Genomic DNA, 25,126 nt, shown 5'->3' on the forward strand with positions numbered 1-25,126 from the left:
ATGAAGGGAAAGAATCATCTCAATACGATTTTTAAGTTAGCCCAAAATTATTATGGGAATATATTGGAATAATTTATAAAGAATAATATAAAAGTAATACAGGAGAGGTTATTGTGTGCCACCACCAAAAGTTAGGTTTCAAATCTAACGATTGGTGGCTGTTTTTTGCTAAATATAACTACAGAGTATATACCACAATTATCTTTCTATTAACTCCTTGCACTTCCCCTTCATCTACGGTATAATCGTAAAGTCCGTGTGCAACCAATCGCATGCGGGGATAAGAATGAATATATTGTGTTATGGATAGAGTGAAGGAGCAGGAAATGAAGAAGAAAATATGGGCGGCAGCTTTGATTTGCATTGTCGTATTAGGAATGCTGGATGGATGCGGACCAAAGGAGAAAGATACAGACAAGGAAGCAGCAGGAAATACAGAAACAGAAGCAGTGGAAGGGCTCCATGCCACAGAGACGGAGACAGAGGCACAGGGAAATCTTAAGGAAGATACCTGGTATGTTTTATCCGGTATGTATCAGCACAAAATGGAAACCGAAGAGAATACCGCTGTGATAAAAAATGTCAATGTATACAATATGGCAGGAACCATGGATGGTGAGACCTTTGTGCAGGCATCTGATTTTACCAATCATTTAAATCAGGCGGAGTATGAGATAAGCTGGAATCGTACTGAGGCAGACGAAGAAGGAAATACAGTTTATACGGTTACTTTATCTGCAAAGATTCCGTGGAATGGCATACAGACGGATGCAGAAGCTTATATCGAATATGAAGACATCAGCCTCGTGGATGCAACTACCGGAATGGTGTTGCCGCAGCATGTAGCTGCAACAGACAGTTCCATGGCTATGATGGCAGAAGTGGCTTGTGCCGGCACAACATATCAGGTGGCAGCCACAGAAGATACAGAGACAACATTTGGTGACTGGATGGTAGAGGATGGCAGTGAGTATCCGATGGTGACTTACTATGAAATAAAAGAGACTTATAAAGTAACAGCACCGGCAGAATATAAGGGACTGCTGTTCGTATTACAGACACAGCGTACCGCAGAAGAATATGAAAATGGAATTGTAAAGGGTCTTGGAACAGATGAAGCACATACATATGATGGCACAATCAATGATGGAAGTGTGGCAATTGAGTTAGACCGGGATTATGAGTATATCAATGCAGAATAGAAACTGAGCAAAGTGGGCAAAGCTTACTTTGTATCAGCATGAAACAGAATCGTCGAAAGGTGGTTCTGTTTTTCCACGTTTAAAGGAGCATACAATGGATTATAGCAGATTAGAAAAAGGAATTATGGATTTCATACAGGAGGAGCAGGTAAAGCTTGGATACCGGAAAGAAAAAATCCGGTTATATTATCCTTTAAGTTCCTTAAAACATTTCTTAGGAGAAGAAGTGGGTGGAAAATCAACGGAAGAATTGGAAAAAGAATTTTATGAAGCAGCAGGAATACGACTTGGCAGAGTAGAAATCAGCAGAAACAAGGACCGCTTTTGTTTTGTAGTGCCGGAAGAAGGCACGGAATATGTGCATGAAAAAAGAAGTGGAAATTCTTTTATTAAAAAGCTGGTGGCTCTGCTGCAGACACATCCTTGCACCATAGAGGATATCCATAAGCTGTTCTTAGGAACCGGCGAGAAGATACATTTTGAGAAAATTGAGACAGAGGATTTTGACTATTTCATTTATTTTGAAAGCGGAGAGGATTCCTATTATTATTGCTTTAAGGACGAAGGCTGCCATATCATCTATCATCGTTTTATGCCGGAGGATTACCGGGATTTGTTTTCTGACAACATAGAGTAAGCGAGGAAGAAAAAATGCAAAAGAAAATAAGCAGAGTAATTGCAGTATACAATCATTTTTGAGGAAAATATCGTTACGAATCATAAGCTTGTCCTAGCCATTCGAAGGGAAAAATGGTAAAATAGAACTAATGATGTAAGTTAAGAAAAGAAGAAAATTCACAGAAATAAAAAATAGTAAGAGGAAGAAGAATGGCAGCAAAGTTTTATGCAGTCCGAAAAGGAAAGAAACCGGGTATTTATATGAGTTGGGATATGTGTAAGCAGCAGACCGATGGTTTTCCGGGAGCAGAGTTTAAAAGCTTTCCAACAAGGGAAGCGGCAGAAGAATATATCGGTCAGAAGCATCAGACAGTAGAAAAAGAGCCGGAAAATTATGCCTTTGTGGATGGATCTTATAATATTGCAACGAAGGTATACGGATATGGCGGCTTTCTGATGGCAGATGGGAAAAAAGAAGTGCTGCAAGGCTCAGGCTCGGAAGAAGAAATGGCATCCATGCGTAATGTGGCAGGAGAAGTATTAGGAAGCATGGCTGCCATTGAGAAGGCAGTGGAGCTTGGACTGGCAGAGCTTACGATATATTATGACTATATGGGTATTGAAATGTGGGCAACAGGAGCATGGAAACGGAATAAGAAAGGAACCATTGCTTATTATGACTATATTCAGGGCATAAAGGATAAAATTACACTTCATTTTGTAAAAGTAAAAGGGCATTCAGGAGTAGAAGGAAATGAAGAAGCAGACCGGCTGGCAAAAGAGGCAGTCGGAATTGAGCTATAGTATCTGCAGAAGAGTGGATACGGGGATAAAACAGGAGGAAAGAAATGGTTTCATTAAAGGACGTAGCGAAGCGTTGTGGTGTCTCAACGGCAACAGTAAGTAAAGCGTTGAATGGACATAGCGATATTGGAGAGAAGACCAGGATACGGATTAAGGAAGCAGCACAGGAGATGGGGTATTTTCCTAATGCGGCAGCAAGGGCGTTAAAGACGAACCGTTCTTATAACTTAGGAGTACTTTTTAAAGAGGAGGCCGGAAGAGGGCTTACCCATGAATATTTCTCTGGCATCTTAAATGGATTTAAAGAAAAGGCGGAAGAATTAGGCTATGATATCACTTTTATTAATAATGAGCATGTGAATCATAAGATGTCATATCTTGAACACTGCAAATACCGGAATTTTGACGGAGTTGGAATTGTGTGTGCCAGGTTTGATGAACCGGAGGTACAGGAACTTTTGCAGAGTAATATTCCGATTGTTACTGTAGATTATGTATATCACAACTGCACGGTTGTTTCTTCTAATAATGTAAAAGGGATGAATGAACTGGTACGTTATATTTATTCCAAGGGACACCGGAAAATTGCATACATTTATGGGGAAAAACATTCGGCTGTTACCAGAGATCGTCTGACCAGCTTTTTCCAGACAATGGAGAGCTTTAATCTGAATGTTCCGGATGACTACTTAAAGGAAGGAGAATATTTAGATACCAGGCTTGTGGCAAAGGCAACCAGGGAACTTTTAAATCTGCCTGACCCGCCGACCTGTATTCTCTACCCGGATGATACAGCATTAATTGGTGGGATTAATGTAATTGATGAAATGGGACTAAAAGTACCGGATGATATTTCTATTGCAGGTTTTGATGGAACAAAAGTATCCCAGATGATGAGTCCAAAGATTACGACTATACGGCAGAACACCAGAAAGATTGGGGAAGAGGCCGTAAAACGTCTGGTACAGAGAATCGAGCAGCCTAAGACAACGCTGGTGGAGCGTGTGATTATCAATGGAGAACTTTTGGTAGGAGAATCAGTAGGAGGAATCTGATATGGCACTGCAATTTGTGCTGGGCAGTGCTGGGAGCGGAAAGTCAGGCTATGTATTCCGCAAAACAGTCAAAGAAGCTCAGAAGAATTTAAAGAAAAATTATTATGTAGTAGTACCGGAACAGTTCACGATGCAGACGCAGCGTGAACTTGTTCGGTTACAGGAAAAAAACAGTATTATGAATATAGATGTGGTCAGCTTCCAGCGACTGGCATATCGTATTTTCGATGAATTAGGAAAGACGAATATGGCAGTTTTAGAGGAGACCGGGAAAAACCTTGTATTGCGTAAGGTTGCCGAAGAGCGGATGGATGATTTATGCGTCATGCAGGGAAATATGAAAAAGATGGGATATATCAGTGAAGTGAAGTCCCTGATATCAGAGCTGACACAGTATAATATCGATCCGGATACTTTGGAAACATTTATTGAAGAACAGAATATGCCACCGGCATTTTCCTATAAACTGCAGGATATCCTGACCATGTACCGGGGCTTTCGAAGTGCAATTTCCGGGATGTATATTACTGCTGAAGAAGTTTTAGAAGCCTTCTGTGATATGGCAGAGGAATCAAAGCTTTTACAGGATGCCGTGCTGGTTTTCGATGGATTTACCGGATTTACACCGATTCAGAATAACGTGCTATACCGCCTGATGGGAATTGTATCAGATATATATGTGACAGTAACCATTGACCCGGCAGAGGATATTTATTCCTATCATGATATGCAGGAGCTGTTTGCCATGAGTAAGAAGACTGTAGCCAGCCTAATGAAAATGGCGGAAGAGAAGCATTTTGAAGTAACAGAGCCGGTGGTATTAAAGAATCCCAAAGCTGACCGGTTCCGGGAGGCACCGGTACTACGGTTCTTAGAGCAGAATCTGTTCCGTACCAGACATCATAGCTACGAAAAGAAGGATGAGAAAGAAATCAAAGAAGGCATAGAGATTTTATCCCTGCCAAATCCAAGAAGAGAACTGCAGTATGCAGCAGAAGAGATTGCAAGGCTGGTGCATACCGGAGCATACCGCTACCGGGATTTTGCCATTATTTCCGGTGCCATAGAAGAGTATGGAAGCTATGTGCCGCAGATTATGGAGGAGTTTGGCATTCCGTTTTTCTTAGATACAACGAAAAATATTTTACTGCATCCATTTTTGGAATTTGTCCGGTCTCTTTTGCAGGTAATCGAGGACAATTTTTCGGAGGAAGCAATGTTCCGTTATCTGCGCTGTGGATTATCCCAAATCAGTGAGGATGAGATTGACCTGCTGGAAAATTATGTACTGGCAGCAGGCATCCGTGGAAAGAAAAAATGGGAGGCAAGATTTATTTATACCACCCATGAGGTTGCGGAAGAAGATTTAGAAGCTTTAAATGAACTCCGGATCCGTGTAATGGAGCCATTTTCGGAATTGACGGCTGTATTTCATAAAAAAGGTGCTACCGTACGGGAATGCACGACAGCACTCTATCAGTTTATTGTGTCCTTACAGATAGAGCAGCAGTTAAAATACCGGGAGAATCAGTATAAAGAGGCGAAGGACTTAGCCAAGGCAAAGGAATATGCACAGATTTATCGCATTGTAATGGATATTTTGGATAAGATGGCAACGCTTCTGGGTGATGAAGTCATGGACATATCCGAATATGCCAAGGTCTTAGAGGCTGGCTTTGAAGCTGCCAAAGTAGGCGTGATTCCGGGTGGCTATGACTGCGTGATGATTGGTGATATTGAAAGAACCCGTCTTGATGATATAAAAGTATTATTTATCGTGGGAGTCAATGATGGTATTGTGCCAAAATCCGATAATCGTGGCGGCATCATTTCCCAGCTGGAAAGAGAAGAACTTGCAAAAAAACATATGGAACTGGCTCCTACAGCAAGGGAACGTGTCTTTATCCAGCGTTTTTACCTTTATCTTGCAGTGACAAAGCCATCGAAAAAACTTTATCTTACCTATGCAAGGGTAGGCAGTGATGGAAGTGCAAAGCGCCCGTCCTATTTTATTCATATGATAGAGGGACTGTTCCCGGGGTTAAAAGCAGAGCTGATAACGGGAGAACAGGTTGATGAAACACTGGTAACACCGGAGAGCAGCATGGCATTTCTGTTAGAGGGACTGTATCAGGAAGATGCCGGGTGGAATGATGAGAAGGAAGTACTCTGGCAGGCTTTGCTGCACTGGTATGAAGAGGAACCGGCATATCAGGAGCAGGTAAAAGCTATTCTTGATGCAGCAGAGCTTAAATATCATGCAGAGCCAATCAGCCGGGCTGTGGCAAAGGCTCTTTATGGAAATGAGTTAAAGAACAGTGTTACGCGGCTGGAACAGTATGCAGCCTGTGCCTGTGCCCATTTCCTGACTTATGGACTGCGTTTACGGGAACGGGAACTCTTTGAATTCCGTATGGCGGATATGGGAAATATCTATCATCAGGCATTGGAAAATTATAGCCGGTATCTGAAAGAATCATCCTTTAGCTGGTTTGATATTACAGAAGAAGCACAAAAACAGCTTATGGAGCGGGCAATGGAAGAAGCAATTGCTTCCAGTGGAAATGCAGCCATGGCAGATACAGCGGCAAACCGTTATCAGGTAGCAAAGATGAAAAAGATTTTTGCACGGACCATCTGGGCACTGACCAGCCAGATTCGTCAGGGAAAATTTGAACCATCGCAGTTTGAGGTGGGATTTTCCTATGCGGATGATTTAAATGCAGTGAATTTTAAACTCAGTGAAGAAGAGCATATGCGGCTCCAGGGAAGAATTGACCGTATTGATACTTATGAAGACAAAGATAAGTTATATGTAAAGATTATTGATTATAAATCCGGTAATACCGGTTTTGAACTGCTATCTCTGTATCATGGCCTGAAGCTTCAGCTTGTGGTTTATATGAATGCAGCCATGGAATTATTTGCAAAGCAAAATCCGGCAAAAGAGATAGTGCCGGCAGGTATGTTCTACTATCATATTGATGATCCGATGGTGGAAGGAACCGGTAGTGAATCTGAAGAAGAGATTCGAAGAAAGATATTGGAAAATTTACGTCTGGATGGAGTGGTAAATACAGAGGATGATATTTACCGTGCCATGGATGTGGAACTTTCCGGTAAATCCAATGTTCTTCCGATTTCTGTAAATAAGGACGGAACGGTGCGAAAGAGCGATAAGGCTGTGGACAAGGAAGAATTTAGGCTGATTGCGGATTATGCCAGCTATCGGATTGCAGAAGCTGGAAATGCTATTTTAAAGGGAAATACAGAGGTGAATCCGTATCTTTTAAAGAACCGGAGCAGCTGTGATTATTGTCCATATGCTGCGGTCTGTGGATTTGATAAAAAGATTCCGGGATATGAAGTAAGGCGGTTGGAAGAATTATCTTCCGAGGAAATCTATGAACGCATGAAGGAGGTTTTTTAAGAAATGGGAATGACATGGACAAAAGAACAGCAGCAGGTCATTGATTTAAGAAACCGTAATATCTTAGTGTCTGCGGCAGCAGGTTCCGGAAAGACAGCTGTACTGGTAGAGCGAATCAAAGAGCTGGTATTGGATAAGAAGCATCCGGTAGATATTGACCATCTTCTGGTGGTAACCTTCACCAATGCGGCGGCAGCCCAGATGAAAGAGCGTGTAGCAAAAGCCTTGGAAAAGGCATTGCAGGAGAATCCTTCCGATGTGAGATTACAGCAGCAGGCTGCACTGGTGCAGAATGCGCAGATTACTACCATAGACAGTTTCTGCCTTTATGTGCTTCGGAATCATTTTCATGAAATCGGTCTGGAGCCGAATTTCAGGATTGGAGATGAAGGCGAGTTAAAGCTTCTTCGGGAAGATGTAATGACCGGATTGTTTGAACAGTATTATGAAGGAAAACATCCGGGTTTTTTGCATCTCATTTCCTGTTATGGAACCAGTAGAAGTGATGCACCGGTGCGGGATATGATTTTTAAACTTTATTCCTATGCACAGAGTTATCCATGGCCGAAGCAGTGGCTTCGGGAAGCGTTAAGCTGCTATGAGATAAAAACAGAGCAGGAATTAGAACAGGCGCCTTTTATTGAAATGACGGTAGAATATGGGAAGCAGATGGTAAAGGGCTATTTAGAGCAGGCAGAGCATTATCTTGAGCTTTGTCAGGACGCAGACGGTCCTTACATGTATGAGGACGCCTGTGAGCAGGATGTAGAGCTGATGGAGGATCTGCTTTCCTGCAGTACTTATCAGGATTTTTATGAAGAATTAGGAAAATGTAAATTTGCAACATTAGGAAGAGCAAAGGATTATATCGGAAGTCCGGAAAAGCAGGAGCAGGTAAAGGCAGAACGTAAGAAGCTTAAGGATGGAATCGGAAAGTTAAAAAGTGACTGCTTTGCCCTTACTTTTCAGGAAATCTTGGAGCAGCTCACTCTGGTGCAGCCATCAGCAGAAGCGTTAGCTGAAGTGACGGAGCGTTTTATCGATGCTTTCGCAGAAAGAAAGCAGGATAAAAATCTGGTGGATTTCTCAGACCTTGAGCATTTTGCATTAGAGATATTGGTAGAGGAAGAGACCGGGAAACCAACGGAGACTGCAAAGGAATTTCAAAATGCCTATGAAGAAATTATGATTGATGAGTATCAGGACAGCAACTATGTGCAGGAGACGATTCTCCGGGCAATTTCAAGAGAAGTGGTCGGACAGAATAATCTTTTTATGGTAGGAGATGTAAAACAGAGTATTTACCGCTTTCGTCTGGCGAGACCGGAGCTTTTCATGGAAAAGTTTGATACTTATGAGACAACAGATGCACCCTGCCAGCGGATTGATCTGCATAAGAACTTCCGAAGCAGAGACAGCGTGCTTACTTTTACCAATGATATTTTCTATCAGATTATGAAACGGAATCTTGGCGGTGTGGATTATACCGATGAGGCGGCATTGTATTGTGGTGCAGATTATCCGGCGGGCGAGAAAGAGGATGCTTTTGACAGTGAGATTCTTCTTACAACTACACAGGAACTGGAAGAGGGAACAAAACAGCAGATTTCAAAACAGGAACTGGAAGCAAAATTAATTGCAGACCGGATTCGGAAGATGGTAGGCAAAGAAGAGGTGGTAGACGAAGAAACCGGAGAATTCCGGAAAGTCCGCTATGGCGATATTGTAATTTTACTGCGTAGTTTAAGTGAATGGGCGGACCTTTTTGCAGAGGTTTTAAATGCCAATGGAATTCCGGCACATACGGTTTCAAGAACCGGATATTTTTCCACATTAGAAATCAGGACGGTATTAAATTATCTTAGGATATTAGATAATCCAAGACAGGATATTCCACTGGCAGCAGTATTAAAATCCCCAATGGCAGGTCTTTCCGATGAGCAGCTTGCAAGACTCCGGTTACTGGCAGAGGACAAGCCGTATCATCAGTGTGTAAAGATGTTTTTGGAAGCGGAAGAAGAACTGACAGAAAAAGAATCAACAGCGGATGAAGACATGCGGGCAAAATTAAAACGTTTTTCCGAAACATATAAAAAACTTCGTAGACAGACCATGGATATACCAATGCACGAACTGCTGCAAAAGGTATTGAAGGAAACGGGATATGCCAGATATGCATCGGCATTGCCGGCGGGCAGACAGAGACTTGCAAATCTTCATATGCTGTCAGAGAAAGCTATTGCCTATGAGAAAACCAGTTATCGCGGACTTTATCATTTTATAAGATACATTGATGAGCTGCAGAAGTATGATGTGGACTTTGGGGAAGCAGAACTTGTGGGTGAAAATGAAGATGCAGTAAATATAATGAGTATACACAAGAGTAAGGGACTGGAATTTCCGGTCTGCTTTGTCAGTGGAATGGGCAAATCCTTTAATAAGCAGGATAGCCGCAGCAAGATGATTCTGCATCCGAACCTTGGTGTTGGACTTGATATTATAGAGGAAGACCGGCGGATAAAAGTACCTGCATTTTTTAAGAAGGTAATTGCAAGGCAGACAGAATTAGAAAGTCTCGGTGAGGAGCTTCGTGTCTTATATGTGGCATTTACAAGAGCCAAAGAAAAATTGATTATAACGGGCTGCATCAAGGATGAAGAAATGCTGCAGCAGATAAGAGAAATTTATTGCGGAAGTAACCGAAAAGCACTTAATTTTAAGGAGCGGGCAGAAGCAAAGACCTTCCTGGAGTGGATTCTTCCGGCGGCAGCCGCCAGTGGCAGCTGGGACAAGGTTTCCTATGTGACACCATGGAGCATGTTAGAGGACGAGGCGGCGCATCAGATAACAGAGCATGTGTCATTGAGCCAGCGTGTGCAGCAGGCGGAGGAAGTTTCGGATACTCTGTATGAAAAGATAAAGGAACAGTTATCCTATCAGTATCCGCACCCGGATGCCATTCATCTGGTGACAAAATATTCTGTATCGGAATTAAAACACCGGGCAATGAGGGAGCTTGCAGCAAAGGAAGAAGAGGATGTTACACCGAAATTCTTAGAAGAAGTATCTACCCCATATGTCCCGGCATTTATGGAAGGAAAAGCAGAAGTAAATCAGGGAGCACTGCGTGGAACAGCAATGCATCGTCTGATGGAATGCTATGATTTTACGAAAATGCCGGATCGTTCCGATGAATTTGCAGAGAATATAAAAAAGCAGTTGACAGGACTGGTACAAATGGGTAAAGTATCTGAGGATATGCAAAAATTAATCCGTATACCATCCGTGGAATTATTCTTAAAATCGCAGCTTGCACCCCGTATGAAAGCAGCTGCAATGCGGGATGATTTGTTCCGCGAGAAGCCGTTTGTCATGGGAAATCATGAGATGGAAGAAGAGATGGTTTTAATCCAGGGAATCATAGATGTTTTCTGGGTGGAAGAAGATGGAATCGTACTGCTTGATTATAAGACAGACCGGGTAGATAGTGCCACAAGGCTGCGGGATATGTATAAAGAACAGCTGGATTTATATGCAGAAGCGTTAGAACGGATATTTCCGCTTCCGGTGAAGGAGAAGTATCTTTATTCCTTCCGGCTGAATCAGGCAATTGAAGTATAAGGTGTCATAAGTGATGAAGGAGAAAAAGTTTGTATAGGAAAGGCTTTTGTTTGAAGGCATTTGCTTGCCCATTGAAATACCGAAGTTCTAAGGCATATGTTTTCCTTTTTTCTATAAATACAGTCTTTCCAATGTTTGACAGACACATTGCACGGTTCGCTGCCTGCGGATACATGAATAGGCTTGTTAGGGGCACTTAGAATTTCGTCTGCAACCAGGCAACGCTGGTACAGGGATGTACCAGCGAGGCACAGATGAACACGGATGTGAATTTGTGCCGGTTGCCAGACGAAGTTCATATATTAGCCGAAATTCTTAGTGCCCCTTACAGGCGTATGCGGTATCCGCAGACAACGGACAGTGCGACGTGTCAGTCCAAGCAACGGAAAGACAGTTTATCATCAAGGAAAACATACGCCTAAGAACTACTGGTATTTCAATGAAAAAAGCAAATGTTCTCCAAACGAAACCTTTTCCGGTAAACTTTTTCATCCACTCACTTATAATATACTGGAACACAAGGAGAAAAAACGTGAAAATAATTTTAGCATCAGCTTCCCCACGAAGAAAAGAACTCTTAGAGCAGCTTGGACTTACCTTTCTGGTATTTCCGGCACAGGGAGAAGAAAAGCAGGTGGGAGATACGCCTTCTGAGATTGTCATGAATCTGGCAAAGCAGAAAGCGGGAGAGATTTATGAGAAGATGATAGAAGCCAAAGTAGGAGAACAGGACAGTCTGGTAATCGGAGCAGATACCGTCGTGGTAAAGGATGGCAAAGTGCTGGGTAAACCGAAGAACCGGGAGGATGCTTTTACAATGTTAAAGGGACTTTCCGGCAGCACCCATGAAGTCTATACCGGAGTGTCACTTTGGATGCGGGAGGATGGAAAGAAAGTACAATACAGTTTTTATGAATGTACGAAAGTAACCATGTATCCGGTTACAGATGAGGAACTGAACCGCTATATAGATACCGGGGAACCAATGGATAAAGCAGGTGCATATGGAATTCAGGGAAAAGCAGCTGCGTTTATCGAAAAAATCGAAGGTGATTACAATAATGTAGTAGGTCTGCCGATTGCCCGGATTTATCAGGAATTGAAACAATTAGGTATTGATGTATATAAATTTTCATAAAACAGGAGGAAAGAATAAATGGAATATGATGAGGTATGTCTGAATTACTTTTTAAAACATCAGTCACAGTTATTTGATGAAAATGTGGCAGAAAGTTTAGAGGAGGCAGAAGCGTTTTTAGAGGACTGTATGGCAGTTATCTGTGACAGCATCAAAGAAGTAAAACAGTTCTTAGACGAAAGCGGTGCGGATGTATCCGGAATGAGCAATCATGAAATTGAAGAAGCAGAAGAAGTTTTTTCACTGCCGGATGGCAGATATCTGGTTGTGGAAGCATAAGTGAAAGGGGATTTTATATGAATAATAACTATGATGTAATTATTATCGGTGCAGGTCCGTCCGGAATTTTCTGTGCCTATGAATTAAAGGAAAAGAGACCGGATTTAAAGGTTCTCATGATAGAAAAGGGAAGAAGCATTGAGAAACGCCAGTGCCCGAAGCGTAAGACAAAGGTCTGTGTAGGATGTCAGCCGTGTTCGATTACAACAGGATTTGCCGGAGCAGGAGCATTTTCGGATGGTAAATTATCATTATCACCGGATGTAGGTGGCAATCTGCCGGAAATCTTAGGATATGAAGAAGCATTATCCTTAATTAAAGAATCGGATGATATTTATCTGAAATTTGGTGCAGACACCAATGTTTATGGTGTAGATAAGGAAAAAGAAATCCGCGAGATTCGCAGAAAAGCAATCAATGCCAACTTAAAATTAATCGAGTGTCCGATTCGTCATCTTGGAACAGAAGAAGGATATAAGATTTATGCACGTCTGCAGAAGCATTTGTTAGACCTTGGTGTGGAGATTCTCTTTAATACCATGGTAGCGGATATTCTGGTAGAAAACAATGTCGTAACCGGTGCTGTAACAGAAAAGGGAGATACATATTATGCGAAAGAAATCATTTCTGCAGTAGGACGTGAAGGCGCAGACTGGTTCTCACATATCTGTAAGGAAAAAGAGATTGAAACCAAGGTAGGTACGGTTGATATCGGTGTCCGTGTGGAAGTGCGTGATGAGGTTATGGATTTCTTAAATACAAACCTTTATGAAGCAAAACTCGTTTATCATACACCAACCTTTGACGATAAAGTGCGTACTTTCTGCACAAACCCATCCGGTGAAGTAGCAACCGAATATTATGATGACGGACTTGCGGTTGTAAATGGACATGCTTACAAGTCGAAAGATATGAAAACAAATAATACCAACTTTGCATTGCTGGTATCCAAGAACTTTACCAAGCCATTTAAGACTCCGATTGAGTATGGTAAGCAGATTGCACAGCTTTCCAACATGCTTTGTGATGGCAAAATTTTAGTACAGACATTTGGTGACTTTAAGCGGGGCAGAAGAACTACAGAGGAACGCCTGGCGAGAAACAATCTGATTCCAACCTTAAAGGATGCAGTGCCGGGAGATTTATCACTGGTATTTCCACATCGTATTATGGTAGATATCGAAGAAATGTTAGAGGCACTGGATAAGGTTACACCTGGTATTGCCAGTGATGAAACATTACTTTATGGTGTAGAAGTAAAATTCTATTCCAATAAAGTTGTTGTCAGCAAAGATTTTGAAACCAGCATTAAAGGTCTGCGTGCCATCGGTGATGGTGCAAGCGTAACCAGAGGATTACAGCAGGCATCTGCAAACGGAATCAGCGTGGCAAGAAGTATATTAAAGAGTCTTGAAGCATAAAAACATACCAAAGAATTGGTTTTCGAATAAGAAAAGGAAGAAAATTCATGGGACGAAAGAGTAAAATTGCCGCAGTGGTCTTAAGCATTTCCGTATTGCTTGGTGGATGCAGTCTTGGGAAAACTGACATTGTATTTACAACAGGCTTATCTGCTAATGAAGTTTTTAAGATAGAGCATGAAAAGGTATCTTTGGCAGAAGCCAAGGTATATCTTTGTAACTACCAGAATCTATATGGAAATGTCTATGGAATCGATTTGTGGAAACAGCAGTATCAGACCGATGATTTAGAGCAGTATGTGAAGGACGTTACATTATCGGAAATGACCCGGGTAATCTGCATGGACCAGTTGGCAGAGCAGAAGGAAATTACTTTAAGTAAAGAGGAAAAGACCAATCTGAAGCTGGCTGCAAAAGAATATTATGAGTCATTGAATGAAGAGGAAAAAAGTTATATGGATGTCAGTGAGGCAACCATAGAGAAACTCTATGAGAATTATGCACTGGCAAGCAAGGTGTATACATCTTTAACAACCGGTGTCAATGAGGAAGTCAGTGATGATGAGGCAAGGGTCATGGAAGCACAGCAGATTTATGTAAAGGATCAGAACCGTGCAGGAGAGGTGGCATCCAGACTGGCAAATGGAGAGGATTTCCGGACAGTAGCAGCAGATTATAATGAGGCTGTCCAGATTGATATTACCTTTGGAAGAGATGAGATGCCAAAGGAAGTAGAGGATATTGCATTTAACTTAAATGATGATGAAATATCAGGAAACATTGCGACAGAGGATGGTTATTATTTTATCAAGTGCATCAATAAATTCAATCAGGAGCTGACGGATGCAAATAAGGATAAGATTGTTAAAAAACGTGAGAAAGAAGCATTTAATGACGAATATGACGCTTTTGTGGCAGATTTATCTTCAAGCCTCAATGAAAAAGTCTGGGATGAACTGGAACTTAAAACAGACGGAACCATAACCACCAACAGTTTTTTTGAAGTGCTGGATAAGTATTATCAGTTAGAAGAGTAGAACAATAGTAGAAAAAATCTACAGAATCTGCCGCTGGCAACTATAAAAGGGAATCTGATGAAAATCAGATTCCCTTTTGGGTAGTTCTTCTTGAACTTTTATTTTGCCAGCAGCATCATGATATCGTTGCTACGCTGGATGAATTTTGTCATAGCATCTACGGATAATGGCTGGTTGCTTAAAACAGCTAAATCGTAAAGCTGCTGACAGAACATTGGTACATGCTCGGAATCTTTGTGATTTAAGATGTACTGGACCAGAGGATGACTGGTATTTAAGGTCAGTGTCTGGTCTGCCGCAAACATGGAAGTATCCATACCGCCCATGCCATTCATGGCATACATTTTCATCATATCCTGCATACGTCTGCCTTCCTCGGAGAGAGTAATAACAGAAGCAATGTCGGGATTTTTCAGTTTGGCAGCTTTAATCGTAAGCTTATCATTCTTTAAAGTATCTTTGAATACTTTGGACAGTGTTTCTTCAGTCTCTTTAGTCTCTTCAGCATTTTCTTCTTTCAGGGAATCGGTAAGGTCTGCATCGATTCGCATGAATTTGAATTTCTCATTACGCTGCTCTAACTGGCTGATGAAGGAGGTATCGATATTGTGATTTAAGATAACTGCATCCATGCCCTGTTCCTTGAACATCTTGATATACTGTCCCTGCTGAACCGGATCGGTAACATAGTAAATCGGTTTTCTTTCATCCTTTTCGTCTGAGTCAGAAGCAGTATCAGCGGTCTTATCAGCATCAGACGCATTGTCTGAAGCGGTATCTTCAGCCTTTGTATCTTCGGTATTTCCTTCCGTATTTTCTTCTGCTTTTTCGTCTTCTTTCAGAAGCTCCGGAAGAGTAAGGTACTTATCGTCTAAGTTCTTAAAGAGAATGTAATCATTCATCTTGTCACAGAACTTGGTATCTTTTAAGCAGCCGAATTTGATAAATGGGCTGATGTCATCCCAGTATTTTTCGTAGCTTTCCTTTTCGGTCTTGCACATACCGATTAATTTATCTGCAACTTTTTTACTGATGTAATCGGAAATCTTCTTTACAAAGCCATCGTTCTGCAGGGCACTACGGGAAACATTAAGCGGAAGGTCAGGACAGTCAATCACGCCCTTTAAGAGCATTAAGAATTCCGGAATCACTTCCTTAATGTTATCTGCGATAAATACCTGGTTATTATATAATTTAATAGTTCCTTCGATGGAATCGTATTCCGTATTAATCTTCGGGAAGTACAGAATACCTTTTAAGTTAAATGGATAGTCCATATTCAGGTGAATCCAGAATAAAGGCTCTTTATAATCCATAAATACTTTACGGTAGAAAGCTTTGTATTCTTCATCGGTACATTCGCTCGGAGTCTTAGTCCAAAGTGGGTTTGTATCATTTAATGGAACCGGCCGTTTTAAAATCTTAAGCTTTTCGGTCCTTGGAGATACTTCTACGACTTCTTTTTCGCCATTTTCATTTTCTTTTTCTTCAGTTTTTGCTTCTTCAACGATTGTTTCAATGACAGTATCGGTATCTAATTTATCTTCCGGTTTGATGGTCTCATACTGTGGCTCAGCATTTGCTTTGGTCAGATAGATTGGTACCGGCATGAAAGAGCAGTACTTCTCAATGACTTCTCTTGCACGATATTCGTTGGCAAATTCCAAAGCATCTTCATTTAAGAAAAGAGTAATTTTGGTGCCGACTTCGGTACGGTCACTGTCTTTCATATCAAATTCTGTACCGCCATCGCATTCCCAGTGAACAGCAGTAGCACCATCTTTATAAGAAAGGGTATCAATGTGAACCTCATCTGCAACCATGAAAGCGGAATAGAAGCCCAGTCCGAAATGACCGATAATCTGGTCTTCATTGGCTTTATCTTTGTATTTCTCCAGAAAATCGGTAGCACCGGAGAATGCAATCTGGTTGATATATTCTTCTACTTCATCAGCGGTCATTCCAAGACCGTTATCAATGAAGGTAAGGGTTTTATCGTCCGGGTTGACAATAACGTGGATTTCAGGCTTATAATCGGCTGGAAGGGTATATTCTCCCATCATTTCCAGCTTCTTTAATTTGGTAATGGCATCACAGCCATTGGAAATCAGTTCACGATAGAAAATATCATGATCGGAATACATCCATTTCTTTATAATCGGAAAAATGTTATCGCTGCTAATTGATAAATTTCCATGTTTATTACTCATTTAAAACACTCCTTTTCTTTCTCTATATAATTTCTTGTTTTATTTTGTAGTGTCAGACTACAAATCCTAATAGAAATATTATACTTTGCAAATTTAAAAGTCAATAGAAAATTAGCACTCTTTAAAAAAGAGTGCTAACAAAAATCCGCAACACCAGTATTTATTGGACGTTGCGGATTTCTTAAAAGTTTATAAACTTTCTTTTTAATCATTTTTTCATTCAGATTTAACAGCTTTATCTGGGCTTAAATTGCTTTCCTTGCAGATATAAATAGGCCGTTTTTTGACCTCCATATAAGTGCGGGAAAGGTAGGAACCTAAGATTCCGATGCACAGAAGCTGGATACCTCCGATAAAGATAACGATACATGCCATGGACGGCCAGCCGAAAGCGGAGCCACCGAATAAAAGCTGCCTTACAATAATAAAGATAATGGCAAGGAAGGAAATGATACACATAAACATTCCGGTAAAGGATGCAAGCTTCAACGGAGCTGTAGAGAAGGATATCATTCCGTCTAAGGAGTAGCGGACCAGCTGGAAGAAAGACCATTTGGTTTCTCCGGCAATCCGCTCTGTATTTTCAAATTCAATCCATTTGGTACGGAAACCGACCCAGCCAAATAACCCCTTGGAAAAGCGGTTGTATTCATTTAATTCTAACAACGCATCCACAAAAGGACGGTTCATCAACCGGAAATCTCTGGCACCATCTACGATATCTGTATCGGACATTTTGCGGATAAGCTTATAGAACATCCGGGCAAAGAAAGAGCGGACAGGCGGTTCTCCTTTGCGGTTTACCCGTCGTGTGGCAACCGAATCATAGCCTTCTTCCCGGATGGCATGAAGCATCGAAGGAAGCAGGGAAGGCGGATCCTGTAAATCTGCATCCATAATGGCAGTATAATCACTGGTTGAATTTCTCAGACCGGCATAAATAGCCGCTTCTTTTCCAAAATTACGGGAAAAGGAAATATAATATACACTGTTATCGGAAGAAGCAAGCTTCTTTAGGATGGCAAGGGTATTGTCCGTTGAGCCATCATTGATAAACAGCAGCTTAAGAGAAATCTCTGTAAGCTGTTGTCTGATTTTTGAGATCTCTTCGTAAAAATACGGAAGTGCTTCTTCTTCGTTATAGCAGGGTACAATAATCGTCATTGTTTGCATAAAAGAATCAATCCTTTGCAAGGTTCTTGTTGGCAGTAGAGAGCATCAGTTTGATACGGTTCAACTGGTTAACCTCACTGGCACCCGGGTCATAGTCGATAGCCACGATGTTAGAAAGAGGGTACTGGTGACGCAGCTTCTTGATAACACCTTTACCAACCACATGGTTTGGCAGACAGGCAAATGGCTGTGTACATACGATATTATTGGTTCCGGTATGAATCAGCTCTAACATTTCGCCGGTTAAGAACCAGCCTTCACCGGTCTGGTTACCCTGAGATACAATCTCAGAAGCATATTTTGCTAGTGTTTCAATGTGGGCAGGCGGATCAAAGTGTTCACTCTTTTCAAATTCGTCACGGGCAGCGGAACGGAGCCATTCGAAGAATTTGATACCGAGGTTTGAGACTCTTGCGGATTTCCTGCTCATGCCAAGGTGTTCTGCTTTAAAGTTCTGGTTATAGAAGCAGTAGAGCAGGAAGTCGGTAAGGTCAGGAACAACAGCCTCAGCACCTTCTGCCTCTAGTAAGTCTACCAGATAATTATTTGCGGCTGGAAGGAATTTAACCAGAATCTCACCAACGACACCAACTTTAGGTTTCTTAATGTCCTTCATCGGAAGGCGGTCAAAGTCACGGATGATTTCACGGCACATCTTTTTGTATTTCCGGTGGGAGACAAAGCCCTTCCTGGAAATAAATGCAATGACGCGTTCTTTCCATTTCTCATGAAGTGCATTGGCAGAACCAGGTACTTCCTCATAAGGTCTGGTGCGGTAGAGACAGCGCATGAAAATATCGCCAAACTCTAAGGCATAAAGACCATGCTGGATAAGCTGTGGTGTGAACTTAAAGCCAGGGTTTTTCTCTAAGCCGCTTAAGTTGATGGAAATAACCGGAACGTCTTTATAACCGGCTTTTTCCAAGGCACGGCGGATAAATCCGATATAGTTGCTGGCACGACATCCACCACCGGTCTGTGAGATTAAAATTGCAGTCTTTGTCATGTCATATTTTCCGGACATAACAGCACTCATAATCTGACCGACAACCATAAGGGAAGGGTAGCAGGCGTCGTTATTTACATATTTTAATCCCACATCCACAGAGTCGCGGTTATCATTATCAAGTACAACCAGATGATATCCGGCAGCCTGGAAAGCAGGCTCTAAGAGTTCAAAATGAATCGGTGACATCTGCGGACAGAGAATTGTGTAACTGTCACGCATTTCTTCGGTAAATACCACACGGTTAAAGTTAGCAGGAACGATGGTACGTTTTTCCTGACGTTTTTCTTTGACACGGATAGCAGCAAGAAGAGAACGGATACGGATTCTTGCAGCCCCTAAGTTATTTACCTCATCGATTTTCAGGCAGGTATAAATCTTGCCGGATTTGCTTAGAATGTCATTGACGCAGTCTGTTGTAACGGCATCTAATCCACAACCGAAGGAATTCAACTGGATTAAATCAAGATTATCCTGTGTCTTTACAAAGTTTGCTGCAGCATACAGTCTGGAGTGATACATCCACTGATCCATAACGATAAGCGGACGCTCTACTTCATGGAGATGTGCTACGGAATCCTCTGTAAGTACAGCTAGACCATAGGAATTAATCAGTTCCGGAATACCATGGTTGATTTCCGGATCCACATGATATGGACGGCCGGCAAGTACAATACCACGTTTCCCAGTCTCTTTTAAATATGCTAAAGTTTCTTCGCCCTTGCGTTTGATATCCTCTCTGGCATTGGAAAGCTCCTGCCATGCAGTTCTCGCGGCAGCTTTGATTTCTTCTGCCGGAATGGAGAACTCTTCGGTAAAGGTATGTACTAACTGCTCGGTCAGAACGTCAAGGTTGGTAAATGCCATAAACGGATTTAAGAAACGAACCTGACCTGAAGTAATTTCATCTACATTATTCTTGATATTTTCGGCATAGGATGTAACAATCGGGCAGTTGTAGTGATTGTTAGAATCCGGGAATTCATTTCTTTCATAAGGAATACATGGGTAGAAAATGAAATCTACCTGATGCTGAATCAGCCAGGATACATGACCGTGGGCAAGTTTGGCCGGATAACATTCGGACTCGCTTGGAATGGAATCAATACCCAGCTCGTAAATCTTTCTGGTTGACTGTGGAGAGAGTACTACTTCAAATTTTAAAGCTGCAAAGAAGGTTGCCCAGAATGGGTAATTCTCATACATATTTAATACTCTCGGAAGTCCTACGGTTCCGCGGGTGGCTTCTTCTTTCTTCAGTGGAGGATAAGCAAAAAGCCGTTCATTCTTATATTCAAAAAGGTTTGGAATATTTTCTTTATTCTTTTCTTTGCCAAGTCCACGTTCACAACGATTACCGGTAATGTAGGAACGGTTGCCGGAGAAACGGTTGATGGTTAAAAGACAGTGGTTGGTACATCCCTGACAGCGGGTCAGCTTGGTATCAAAGGTCAGTGCATTGATTTCATCAATGGAAAGCATGGAAGTCTGGTAACCTTCCTCATGACGCTCCCTTGCAATTAAAGCAGCACCAAAAGCACCCATGATTCCTGCAATATCAGGTCTTACTGCTTCACAGCCGGAAATTTTTTCAAAGCTCCGGAGTACCGCATCATTGTAGAAGGTTCCACCCTGAACTACGATATGCTCACCTAAATCCTTTGCATCGGAAAGCTTGATAACCTTGAAAAGAGCATTCTTGATAACGGAATAAGCAAGACCGGCGGAAATATCAGCAACACTTGCACCTTCCTTCTGAGCCTGTTTTACCTTGGAATTCATAAATACGGTACAACGGGTTCCAAGGTCAATCGGGTTTTCAGCAAATAAAGCTTCTTTGGCAAAATCCTGCACACTGTAATTTAATGATTTTGCAAAAGTCTCGATAAAGGAACCGCATCCGGAAGAGCAGGCTTCATTTAACTGAACACTGTCAACGGTCTGGTTCTTAATCTTGATGCATTTCATATCCTGACCACCGATGTCTAAGATACAGTCTACATCCGGGTCAAAGAATGCCGCTGCATAGTAGTGGGCAACGGTTTCTACCTCACCGTCATCCAACATAAGGGCAGCTTTTAATAAAGCCTCTCCATAACCGGTGGAGCAGGAGTGTACAATATGTGCATCCGCCGGTAATAAGGAATAGATTTCCTTGATGGATTTGATTGCAGTAGCCAAAGGACTTCCGTTGTTGCTGCTATAGAAAGAATAGAGAAGAGAACCGTCTTCTCCTGCCAGTGCAATTTTGGTTGTGGTGGAACCGGCATCAATTCCAAGATAGCAGTTTCCTTTGTAAGTAGAAAGGTCCGCTGTCTTTACATTGTGTCCGTTATGACGGGCAGTAAAGGCGTCATAGTCAGCCTGGGTTGCAAAAAGAGGCTCCATACGGGCTACTTCAAATTCCATTTTAATATCAGAAGACAATTTGTCTAAAATATCGGATAAATCGTAAGTGACATCTTCTTTATAATTTAATGCAGAACCAATGGCTGCAAACAGATGGGAATTTTCCGGTGCAATAATGTGTTCATCATCCAGTTTTAAGGTACGGATGAAAGCTTCCTTTAATTCAGAAAGGAAGTGTAGTGGTCCACCTAAGAAAGCAACGTGACCACGGATTGGTTTTCCACAGGCAAGACCACTGATGGTCTGGTTTACGACTGCCTGGAAAATAGAAGCAGATAAGTCCTCTCTGGTAGCACCTTCATTAATCAATGGCTGGATATCGGTTTTTGCAAATACACCGCATCGTGCAGCAATCGGATAGATGGCATCATAATTTTTGGCATACTCATTCAGACCGGATGCATCTGTCTGGATCAAAGATGCCATCTGGTCAATAAAGGAACCGGTACCACCGGCACAGATACCATTCATACGCTGCTCCACATTACCACCTTCAAAATAAATAATTTTGGCATCCTCACCACCAAGCTCAATGGCAACGTCAGTCTGTGGCGCATAGTCCTGTAAGGCAGTAGATACGGAAATAACCTCCTGCACAAACGGAATGCCAAGATGTTTGGCAAGGGTAAGTCCGCCGGAACCGGTAATCATCGGTGCCAGCTTTAAATTCCCAAGCTTATCAAATGCCTTTTTTAATAAATCCGTTAAGGTTTCACGGATATTGGCAAAATGTCTTTCATAGTCTGCAAACAGCAGCTCGTTATTTTTTCCAAGAACAGCAATTTTAACGGTTGTGGAACCGATGTCTATTCCCAGTTTGTTAAGATTTTTGTTTTCCATAATAATCACCCTGTATTAGTCTGTTACTTCATATTAATAATGTGTTTCATAAATTCCAAAACAAAATCCATTATACGACAGTATTTTTCAAAAAACAATTCCTAATAAAAGAATTTATGGATTGTTTAGAAATAGTGGTGAATCTGAAATTTTTATGAAGAAGTCCTAGTGTCGTTGACAAATCTTTGGGGATACTTCTATAATAGTAGACAGATTGCAATAAACTAATTTATGAAATATGAGGTGTAATATGAATTTTTTGAATAAAATGGAGCGCAAAATTGGAAAATACGCCATCCCGAATCTGATGATTTATCTGATTGCAGCATATTGCATCGGATTTGTGATTTATACGGTAAATCCGAACTTTATGTTGATGCTGACCTTAAGCCCTTATCACATTCTGCATGGACAGGTGTGGAGACTGATTACCTGGATTCTGATGCCGACAGACACCAGAGTATTCTCACTGCTGATTATGGCGCTTCTTTATTATCAGCTTGGTTCTGCACTGGAACGGAGCTGGGGCACATTCCGTTTTAATGTTTATATTTTCGGCGGAATGTTATTTACCGTAATCGGAGCGTTTATTTTATATGGAATATATGCAGCAGCCGGAACAGGAAGCTTAGAAACAATTTCATTGATTTCAAGCCTTACTTTCACTACGAATTATATCAATCTGACCATATTCCTTGCCTTTGCGGTCATGTATCCGGAAATGCAGATTTTACTGTTCTTTATTATTCCGGTAAAAATGAAGTGGATGGCAGTGGTATATGCAGTACTGATTGCGATTAATCTGATTTTAACCAGCTGGGGCGGAAGAATTGCTATCATTATGTCTATTTTAAATTTCCTGATTTTCTTCCTGTCTACCAGAAATTACAGAAGGGTATCCCCGAAGGAAATTCACCGGAAGCAGGTATTTAAGGCTCAGATGCGGGAGCCGAGGAGAGGCGGCATGGTGACAAAGCATAAATGTGCAGTCTGCGGAAGAACCGAGCTGGATGATCCAAACCTGGAATTCCGTTTCTGCTCCAAGTGCGATGGCAATTACGAATATTGTCAGGATCATCTGTTTACCCATCAGCATATTAAGCACAGCTAGACAACATTTTGACGGAACTCCAAAAATCGTTATTGATTTAGCGGACGTTTGACTTTATAATAGATATATTAGCGAAGAAACGAACCCAGGAGGAAGACAAAATGGAAAACGAAGCTGTCTCCAAGAATTTTATTGAGCAGATTATCGACAAAGATTTAGCAGAAGGACATTGCAAAACGGTGCATACCAGATTTCCACCGGAGCCAAATGGCTATTTGCATATCGGACATGCCAAATCTATTCTTTTAAATTATGGACTTGCACAGGAATATAACGGCTTATTTAATATGCGTTTTGACGATACCAATCCGACCAAAGAGCGAAGCGAATTCGTAGAGTCAATCAAAGAGGATATTAAATGGCTGGGTGCGGATTGGGGCGACAGATTGTTTTTTGCATCCAATTATTTTGATCAGATGTATGAAGCAGCTGTAAAACTGATTAAGAAAGGGAAAGCATATGTTTCTGACTTAAGCGCAGAAGAGATGCGCGAGTACCGCGGAACCTTAAAGGAGCCGGGAAAAGAAGATCCGTCAGCCGGTAGAAGTGTAGAAGAGAACTTAGAACTGTTTGAAGCAATGAAAGATGGCAGGTATGCAGACGGTGAAAAGGTATTGCGTGCCAGAATTGATATGGCTTCTCCAAATATGAATATGCGTGACCCGGTTATTTACCGTGTGGCACATATGACTCATCAGAATACAGGGGATAAATGGTGCATTTATCCGATGTATGATTTTGCACATCCAATCGAGGATGCCATTGAAGGAATCACACATTCTATCTGTACGCTGGAATTCGAAGACCATAGACCTTTATATGACTGGGTTGTCCGTGAGTTAGAGTATGAGAATCCACCAAAGCAGATTGAGTTTGCAAAATTATATCTTACCAATGTGGTAACCGGTAAGCGTTACATTAAGAAGCTGGTAGAGGAACATATTGTAGATGGATGGGATGACCCGCGTCTGGTATCCATTGCCGCTTTGAGAAGAAGAGGCTTTACACCGGAGTCTATTAAAATGTTCGTAGAGCTGTGCGGCGTTTCCAAGGCAAACAGTTCGGTAGATTATGCTATGTTAGAATATTGTATCCGTGAGGATTTGAAATTAAAACGTTCCCGCGTGATGGCAGTATTAGATCCAATTAGGGTTATCATTGACAATTATCCGGAAGACCAGATAGAATACTTTGATGTGGTCAATAATATGGAAAATGAAGCTCTCGGCAGCCGTAAAGTTCCATTTGCAAGAGAACTTTACATTGACAGAGAAGATTTCATGGAAGAACCGCCGAGAAAATATTTCCGTATGTTCCCGGGTAACGAAGTGCGTCTGATGCATGCATATTTTGTGAAATGCAACAGCTTTGTAAAAGACGAGAACGGAAAAGTGACAGAGATTCACTGTACCTATGACCCGGAATCCAGAGGCGGAAACAGCCCGGATGGAAGAAAGGTAAAAGGAACCATTCACTGGGTAGCAGCACCAACCGCAGTGAAAGCAGAAGTAAGATTATACGAGAATATTGTGGACGAAGAGTTGGGCGTATATAACGAAGACGGAAGCCTGAACTTAAATCCGAATTCTCTTACCGTATTAAAAGAGTGCTATGTAGAGCCAGGTCTTGCAGATGCAAAAGGATATGACAGCTTCCAGTTTGTACGACAGGGATATTTCTGTGTAGACGCGAAAGATTCAAAAGAAGATGCACTGGTATTTAACCGCATCGTTTCACTAAAGAGTTCTTATAAACTGCCAGCTCAGCAGTAG

Annotated in this window: 15 protein-coding genes; 12 read left to right on the top strand and 3 right to left on the bottom strand. The window is 41.6% G+C overall.

All coding sequences use genetic code 11. The features are described 5' to 3' along the window. Positions 1-326: 326 nt before the first annotated feature. The 10 genes from DXB43_RS11555 to DXB43_RS11600 all read left to right on the top strand — a co-directional run bounded on the left by DXB43_RS11555 (position 327) and on the right by DXB43_RS11600 (position 14,605). Positions 327-1,202 (top strand): hypothetical protein, encoded by an 876-nt coding sequence (locus DXB43_RS11555; RefSeq protein WP_117699317.1) that lies wholly within the window; start codon positions 327-329, stop codon positions 1,200-1,202. Between the two features lie 94 nt (positions 1,203-1,296). After that, the gene (locus DXB43_RS11560; RefSeq protein ID WP_117699316.1) at positions 1,297-1,839 is read left to right on the top strand and encodes a DUF3877 family protein; all 543 of its coding nucleotides are present in this window, start codon (positions 1,297-1,299) and stop codon (positions 1,837-1,839) included. 191 nt (positions 1,840-2,030) lie between these two features. Continuing rightward, positions 2,031-2,624: a ribonuclease H1 domain-containing protein gene (locus DXB43_RS11565; RefSeq protein ID WP_117947623.1), complete on the top strand. Its 594-nt coding sequence runs from the start codon at positions 2,031-2,033 to the stop codon at positions 2,622-2,624. Positions 2,625-2,668: 44 nt separating this feature from the next. Further along, the gene (locus DXB43_RS11570) at positions 2,669-3,679 is read left to right on the top strand and encodes a LacI family DNA-binding transcriptional regulator (RefSeq protein ID WP_117947624.1); all 1,011 of its coding nucleotides are present in this window, start codon (positions 2,669-2,671) and stop codon (positions 3,677-3,679) included. Between the two features lies 1 nt (position 3,680). Then, the gene (gene addB, locus DXB43_RS11575; protein WP_117947625.1) at positions 3,681-7,109 is read left to right on the top strand and encodes a helicase-exonuclease AddAB subunit AddB; all 3,429 of its coding nucleotides are present in this window, start codon (positions 3,681-3,683) and stop codon (positions 7,107-7,109) included. A gap of 3 nt (positions 7,110-7,112) precedes the next feature. Then, complete coding sequence (addA, locus tag DXB43_RS11580; RefSeq protein ID WP_117947626.1) at positions 7,113-10,730, top strand: helicase-exonuclease AddAB subunit AddA; 3,618 nt, start codon at positions 7,113-7,115, stop codon at positions 10,728-10,730. 532 nt (positions 10,731-11,262) lie between these two features. Next, the gene (locus tag DXB43_RS11585) at positions 11,263-11,868 is read left to right on the top strand and encodes a Maf family protein (RefSeq protein WP_242994193.1); all 606 of its coding nucleotides are present in this window, start codon (positions 11,263-11,265) and stop codon (positions 11,866-11,868) included. Between the two features lie 18 nt (positions 11,869-11,886). Continuing rightward, positions 11,887-12,147 (top strand): glyoxalase, encoded by a 261-nt coding sequence (locus tag DXB43_RS11590; RefSeq protein WP_117947628.1) that lies wholly within the window; start codon positions 11,887-11,889, stop codon positions 12,145-12,147. A 17-nt stretch (positions 12,148-12,164) separates the two neighbouring features. Then, a complete protein-coding gene (locus DXB43_RS11595; protein WP_117947629.1) occupies positions 12,165-13,568 on the top strand; it encodes an NAD(P)/FAD-dependent oxidoreductase in 1,404 nt (467 codons plus the stop codon). A 47-nt stretch (positions 13,569-13,615) separates the two neighbouring features. Then, on the top strand, positions 13,616-14,605 hold the full coding sequence (locus tag DXB43_RS11600; RefSeq protein ID WP_117947630.1) for a peptidylprolyl isomerase: 990 nt from the start codon (positions 13,616-13,618) through the stop codon (positions 14,603-14,605). Positions 14,606-14,703: 98 nt separating this feature from the next. Here the strand turns inward: DXB43_RS11600 and htpG are convergent, their stop codons facing one another. The 3 genes from htpG to DXB43_RS11615 all read right to left on the bottom strand — a co-directional run bounded on the left by htpG (position 14,704) and on the right by DXB43_RS11615 (position 22,243). Further along, the gene (gene htpG, locus DXB43_RS11605) at positions 14,704-16,815 is read right to left on the bottom strand and encodes a molecular chaperone HtpG (RefSeq protein ID WP_117947631.1); all 2,112 of its coding nucleotides are present in this window, start codon (positions 16,813-16,815) and stop codon (positions 14,704-14,706) included. A 216-nt stretch (positions 16,816-17,031) separates the two neighbouring features. Further along, positions 17,032-17,988, bottom strand: a complete 957-nt coding sequence (locus DXB43_RS11610; protein WP_117947632.1) for a glycosyltransferase family 2 protein — start codon at positions 17,986-17,988, stop codon at positions 17,032-17,034. 7 nt (positions 17,989-17,995) lie between these two features. Continuing rightward, positions 17,996-22,243 carry a 2-hydroxyacyl-CoA dehydratase gene (locus DXB43_RS11615; protein ID WP_117840927.1) on the bottom strand — a complete coding sequence of 1,416 codons (4,248 nt, stop codon included), beginning with the start codon at positions 22,241-22,243 and terminating at the stop codon, positions 17,996-17,998. Between the two features lie 250 nt (positions 22,244-22,493). Between DXB43_RS11615 and DXB43_RS11620 the strand changes: the two genes are divergently transcribed. Then, the gene (locus DXB43_RS11620; RefSeq protein WP_117840928.1) at positions 22,494-23,354 is read left to right on the top strand and encodes a hypothetical protein; all 861 of its coding nucleotides are present in this window, start codon (positions 22,494-22,496) and stop codon (positions 23,352-23,354) included. Between the two features lie 101 nt (positions 23,355-23,455). Then, a complete protein-coding gene (locus tag DXB43_RS11625; RefSeq protein ID WP_117840929.1) occupies positions 23,456-25,126 on the top strand; it encodes a glutamine--tRNA ligase/YqeY domain fusion protein in 1,671 nt (556 codons plus the stop codon).

This window comes from Roseburia sp. OM04-10BH, assembly GCF_003462605.1.
Taxonomy (GTDB): Bacteria; Bacillota; Clostridia; order Lachnospirales; family Lachnospiraceae; genus Roseburia_C; species Roseburia_C amylophila.

What these genes read in the sequence shown, in the direction of transcription:
- DXB43_RS11555 (WP_117699317.1), top strand. Translation starts at nt 327, where the DNA reads ATGAAGAAGAAAATATGGGCGGCAGCTTTGATTTGCATTGTCGTATTA.
- DXB43_RS11560 (WP_117699316.1), top strand. Translation starts at nt 1,297, where the DNA reads ATGGATTATAGCAGATTAGAAAAAGGAATTATGGATTTCATACAGGAG.
- DXB43_RS11565 (WP_117947623.1), top strand. Translation starts at nt 2,031, where the DNA reads ATGGCAGCAAAGTTTTATGCAGTCCGAAAAGGAAAGAAACCGGGTATT.
- DXB43_RS11570 (WP_117947624.1), top strand. Translation starts at nt 2,669, where the DNA reads ATGGTTTCATTAAAGGACGTAGCGAAGCGTTGTGGTGTCTCAACGGCA.
- addB (WP_117947625.1), top strand. Translation starts at nt 3,681, where the DNA reads ATGGCACTGCAATTTGTGCTGGGCAGTGCTGGGAGCGGAAAGTCAGGC.
- addA (WP_117947626.1), top strand. Translation starts at nt 7,113, where the DNA reads ATGGGAATGACATGGACAAAAGAACAGCAGCAGGTCATTGATTTAAGA.
- DXB43_RS11590 (WP_117947628.1), top strand. Translation starts at nt 11,887, where the DNA reads ATGGAATATGATGAGGTATGTCTGAATTACTTTTTAAAACATCAGTCA.
- DXB43_RS11595 (WP_117947629.1), top strand. Translation starts at nt 12,165, where the DNA reads ATGAATAATAACTATGATGTAATTATTATCGGTGCAGGTCCGTCCGGA.
- DXB43_RS11600 (WP_117947630.1), top strand. Translation starts at nt 13,616, where the DNA reads ATGGGACGAAAGAGTAAAATTGCCGCAGTGGTCTTAAGCATTTCCGTA.
- htpG (WP_117947631.1), bottom strand. Translation starts at nt 16,815, where the DNA reads ATGAGTAATAAACATGGAAATTTATCAATTAGCAGCGATAACATTTTT.
- DXB43_RS11610 (WP_117947632.1), bottom strand. Translation starts at nt 17,988, where the DNA reads ATGCAAACAATGACGATTATTGTACCCTGCTATAACGAAGAAGAAGCA.
- DXB43_RS11615 (WP_117840927.1), bottom strand. Translation starts at nt 22,243, where the DNA reads ATGGAAAACAAAAATCTTAACAAACTGGGAATAGACATCGGTTCCACA.
- DXB43_RS11620 (WP_117840928.1), top strand. Translation starts at nt 22,494, where the DNA reads ATGAATTTTTTGAATAAAATGGAGCGCAAAATTGGAAAATACGCCATC.
- DXB43_RS11625 (WP_117840929.1), top strand. Translation starts at nt 23,456, where the DNA reads ATGGAAAACGAAGCTGTCTCCAAGAATTTTATTGAGCAGATTATCGAC.